3 protein-coding genes are annotated in these 5,508 nt (G+C 36.7%); all 3 read left to right on the top strand.

Annotated features, from left to right (window positions below):
* On the top strand, positions 1-2,256 hold a 2,256-nt coding region (locus Q0L29_RS03850; RefSeq protein WP_296619245.1), incomplete at its 5' end, for an ABC transporter permease.
* An 18-nt stretch (positions 2,257-2,274) separates the two neighbouring features.
* Entirely contained in the window at positions 2,275-4,656 is a 2,382-nt protein-coding gene (locus Q0L29_RS03845; RefSeq protein WP_296619243.1) for an ABC transporter permease, read from the top strand.
* 33 nt (positions 4,657-4,689) lie between these two features.
* Positions 4,690-5,508, top strand: an 819-nt coding sequence (locus Q0L29_RS03840; protein WP_296619241.1) for an ABC transporter permease, incomplete at its 3' end; no start/stop codon positions are given.

The raw sequence follows: 5,508 nt of genomic DNA, 5'->3' as shown, positions 1-5,508 counted from the left end.
TTTGACAAGATGTATGACAAAAAAGATAGTTTATACCGTCTTGTCGAAATAAATTCCGAATCAGAAGAAACAAGGGAATTCGGAATGGTTCCAGCTCCAACAGGAAAAACCTTGAGTGAGGAATATGAAGAAATAGAGGATTATACTCGACTGTATAAATTTGGAGGTCAAATAGTTTTTCAACATAATGAGGAAGCCTATCAGGAACGGGATTACTATTTTGCAGAGCCCAATATTTTTAAACTTTTTAACCTAGAGTGGATAGCGGGAGACCCAAATACTGCTTTGGAAAAACCTTTTGCAGTGGTGATAGATGAAGAATGGGCATTACGTTTGTTTGGCACTACAGATGTTCTTGGAAAAACTTTAGACTCAGGTGGGGATACTGATTTTCTTGTGACAGGAGTCATTAAAAAACTACCTCAAAATTCTCACATCCAGTATAAAATACTGGTAGGCATGCCCAATGATAATGAATTTATTAATGGATTGGTGAACAGTTGGGAGCAGTATGGTGCCTATACTTATCTATTGCTGAAAGAGAATGCTAATCCTGAAAGTGTTCATCAAAAAATGGATGGTTTTGTGGCGAATCATTTTAAGGAACCGCAGGATCATGATTTCTATTTACAGGCTTTGCCTGACATCCACTTTAACTCTGCATCAATTGAATTTGCAAGTGATACTAACAGAGGTGAAATTACTTATGTCTATATTTTTATGGCAATTGGCTTTTTTATGCTCTTAATTGCTTGTATAAATTATATGAATTTGGCAACAGCCAAAGCATTGGACAGAGGGAAGGAAATTGGTATCCGTAAAGTTTCAGGGGCTTTTCAGCATCAATTAATTTCACAATTTCTATCGGAATCAACTTTATTTGCTTTTATCGCATTTGTCCTTTCCTTTTTCCTAGTTGATTTGCTCTTACCTACATTTAATGAGTTTACTGATAAGCAATTCGTTTTTAATATGGACACTTTCGGTAGCATTTTCCTGCTCATTTTTAGTGTCACCATTATTGTAGGGCTTCTCTCAGGAACCTATCCAGCTATATTAATGTCGCGCTTAAAGCCTACTTATATTTTGAAAGGTGCAATGCAGACCGGTAAAGGAAGTGTTGCGTTGAGAAAAGTCTTGGTTAGTACCCAGTTTACATTATCAATTATAATGATTATAGCCACTCTGGTAGCCTACAGGCAGCTTCAATATATACAGGATGTGCCACTGGGCTTTGAAAATGAACAAATGCTGATAGTGGATATAAACAGTGGAAATGTAAGGGATCGCTTTGAAACCATGAAAACAGAGTTTGCCAATTCCCCTTATGTGGAGGGCGTAGCTGTATCTTCAAGAGTGCCAGGTGAGTGGAAGTCCTTACAGGAAGTATATACCAAAAAATTTGGAAGCGCTGATTCCATGAAGATGAATTTCATCGGTTTTGATGCAGATATGATCGATTTGTATAAAATGCAATTGGTTGAAGGTAAAAATTTCACTGGAAATAAGATGACCGATTCCTTGCATATCATCATCAATGAAACGGCTGCTAAGACCTTAAATTTGGAAGATCCTATTGGTAAATCTCTGGAGCTTAGTGATGACGGAGTCAGCCAGCAATTGCAAATAGCAGGAGTGGTGAAGGATTTTAATTTTCAATCATTGCACAATGAAGTGGGGCCGATGATCTTGGGTTATAGGGCGAATGCTTTTCAAAGCATCGACTACTTCTCACTGAAATTTAATGCAGAACATACTGAGGAAGTCCTTGCTCATGCTGATAAAGTGCACAAAATGTTTGACACCCGTTCTTCAATGGAATATCATTTTCTGGATGAGCAATGGGCGGCATTTTATGCAGAAGATAAGAGGGTTACTAATGTATTTGCCATTGGTGGAGGAGTCACCATCTTCATTGCCTGTTTGGGTTTATTTGGTTTGGCTTCTTTTATTATTCAGCAACGCACCAAGGAGATTGGTATCCGAAAAGTATTGGGGGCTGATGTGACAAGCATTGTAGGATTGCTTTCCAAGGATTTTTTAAAACTCATATTGATTGCGATTATAATTGCTGTTCCCATTTCATGGTATGCTATGGATAGGTGGTTACAGGATTTTGCTTACAGAGTGGATGTAAGTTGGTGGATGTTTGCCTTGTCAGGTTTTGTGGTAATGGCTATAGCATTTTTCACTATCAGCTTCCAGTCCTTAAAAGTTGCCTTAATGAATCCTGTGGAATCATTGAAAAGAGAGTAAACCCAAACATTAGAACTCATGATAAAAAACTATTTTAAAATCGCCTTTAGAAATATAAAAAACAATAAATCGTATAGTTTTATAAATGTTTTAGGATTAGGTCTTAGCCTTGCTTGCGGGATTTCAATCTTTAGTATAATTTCATATCACTTTTCTTTTGATAATTTCCATTCTGATTCCGATCGCATTTACCGCTTCGTGACCGAGCAACACCGGGATCAAATTAGTTACAGATCAAGTGTTCCTAACCCATTTGGCAAGGCTTTCAGAGAGGATTATGCATTTAGCGAACATGTAGCCAGAATATGTACATTTCAAGATCAGGTTATTAGTATTTCTAATGAAGAAAGAACAACAAAGTTTAAGGAAAATGAAATTGCTTTCGTAGAAGAAGAATTTTTTGAAATTTTCAATTACCCATTACTGAATGAGTATGAAAAGGTAAATATATCTTCTCCTAATACTGCTATTTTAACCGAAAATGCTGCTAAAAAGTATTTTGGGGATGAAAATCCCATTAATAAGGTTTTTTCAGTAGATAATCGATTGGATTTTAAAGTAGTGGGGGTACTTCAAAATCTACCGGAGAATACTGAAAGAACAACGCAAATTTTTCTGTCTTATAATTCTTTAAGAGAGTATAATCCCTGGTTTGCAAGTGATGACTCTTGGGGGGGTATTTCCAGCAACATGCAATGTTTCGTGAAACTGAATCCTGGTGTTAAACCTGAAAAGGTGGAAGAGGTATTGCCTTTGTACGTACAAAAGTTTAGGCCTAATTCTTCTAATGTCCACCACTACAAATTACAACCCTTAAACGATATCCACTTTAGTAAGCTTTATGGCGGCACTATTGAGGAACGAACGATTTGGATACTCGCAATCATAGGTCTTTTTCTTATCATCACAGCATGTGTAAATTTTATAAATCTGGCCACTGCTCAAGCCTCAGAACGCTCAAAAGAAGTTGGTGTTAGAAAAGTTTTAGGAAGCAATCAGAAGCAACTTTTCTGGCAGTTTATCCTGGAAACAGCTGTCCTGACTATTACCGCAACAATTTTAGCCCTCTTGGTCTATAAATTAGCTTTCCCTTTTATCAACAGTGAGCTCAGTTTAGGGTTGAATGAAATGGAGCTTTTCAGCTGGGACATGATGCTATTTGTAGTTGCAGTGGTTGTGGCAGTCACCTTTTTGGCAGGTACTTACCCTGGGCTTATTTTAGCCGGCTTTAAGCCTGTCGAGGCTTTAAAAAGTAGCATGACATTTCAATTTGGTAAAGGTTTAAATCTGCGAAGAGCTTTGATTATTACCCAATTTACAATTTCACAAGCACTTATTATAGGCTTGATTATAGTGCTATATCAGATGAAATATATAAAAGAATCGGATTTGGGCTTTGACAAGGAAGCCGTAATTATGATTCCGGTAGGATCCAATGATCAAAAAATGAGGTCCTTAAAAACTAGGTTTTCAGCAATTCCCTCAGTTGATAAGATTTCTTTGTGTTATACAGCACCCGCCTCCCCGTCATTCTGGAATACCTCTTTAACATTTGAGAGCAGATTGGAAGAGGAAGCTTTTCCAGTCAATTTTAAGGGCGGTGATAATGATTACCTATCTACCTTTAACTTAAACCTGATAGCCGGTAGAAATTTGCAACAATCGGATACAGTCAAAGAATTTTTAGTGAATGAAACACTTCTTAAAAAATTAAATATTGAATCCAAAGAAGATATAATTGGTAAAAATATTTCGGCAGGAGGGGTTTTTGAAGGCAAGGTTGTAGGCGTGGTACAAGATTTTCATGATGGCTCTTTTCATGAAGCAATCAATGCCGTGGTTATTTCCACAAATGCAGAACGCTACAGCAATTACGCAGTAAAAATTAATTTAGCTGATTTAAAAAACACCTTAGCCGATTTAAATAGGCTTTGGAGTGAAACCTATCCTGAGCAAATTTATGAGTATGCTTTTCTAGATGAACAAATTGAGGACCTCTACGCAAGTGAAGAGAGTATGCTAAAACTTATTCAGCTTTTTTCTTTCATAGCCATATTCTTAGGCTGTATGGGACTGTATGGTATGGTCTCATTCATGGCAAAACAAAAAACCAAGGAAATAGGCATAAGTAAAGTTTTAGGAGGGAGTGTTTTCCAGATGTTTGGAATTTTCGGTAAAGAATTTATGAGCCTTGTGGTAATAGCCTTTTTTATTGCAGCACCCATTAGTTGGTGGATGATGAATAACTGGTTAGAGAATTTTCAATATAGAATAGCTATCAATATCTGGATTTTCATCATTGCCTTATTGAGCACCATTTTAATTGCCTTAACTACGGTGGGCTATCAATCAGTAAAAGCAGCTTTAATGAACCCTGTGGATTCATTGAAAAGAGAGTAATACGAAAACTAAATTAAATCTGAATTCAACACCATGCTTAGAAATTACGTCAAAGTTATTTTAAGAAATATTAAAAGATATAAGGTCTATACCTTTATTAATATTTTTGGGCTTAGCATTGGTCTTGCTTCTGCAATCTTCATCTTTTTATGGGTGGCTGACGAAGTTTCATTCGATAAATTTCATGCCGATTCGGATGATATTTACAAGGTGCTGATTAATCAAAGTTACCCTGATGGAAGGATAGAAACTTATGGAGCCACTCCTGCCTTGTTGAAAGAGTCTTTACATTCAGAAATTCCTGAAGTAAAAGCGATTACTCAGCTCAGTATGGAAACTAAAGCTTTATTTGAGCAAGACACTAAAAGCTTTAATGCAAATGGGATTTATGCTGATCCTGCATTGTTTTCAGTTTTCAGTTTTCCACTTTTAAAAGGAAATGAGAAGGATCCTATTCCTGGACTTAGCTCAGTGGCTATATCAGAAAAACTAGCCGAGACACTATTTGGTACAGAGGAGGCATTGGGGAAAACGATCCAGGTGGATCAAACGCATCAATTAAAGATTACTTCCGTATTTGCGAATGTCCCCAATAACTCAAGTCTTCAATTTGATTTTGTCATTCCATTTGAGCTTTATGTAAAGGAAAATCCCTGGACACAGCACTGGAGAAGTGGGGGTAGTCGTACTTTCTTAAGTTTAAATTCAGGAGCTTCATTGGAGCAGGTAAACTCTAAAATTGAAGGTTTAATAAAGAAAAATTGTACGGATTGTACTACCACTCCATTCTTATTTCAATTCGATAAATCCAGGCTTTATAGCCTGTCTCTTATACACATCTCCGAGCATAGG

The organism is Marivirga sp. (assembly GCF_024636815.1).
Classification (GTDB): Bacteria; Bacteroidota; Bacteroidia; order Cytophagales; family Cyclobacteriaceae; genus Marivirga.
This window is presented reverse-complemented; position numbering and strand designations above follow the sequence as displayed.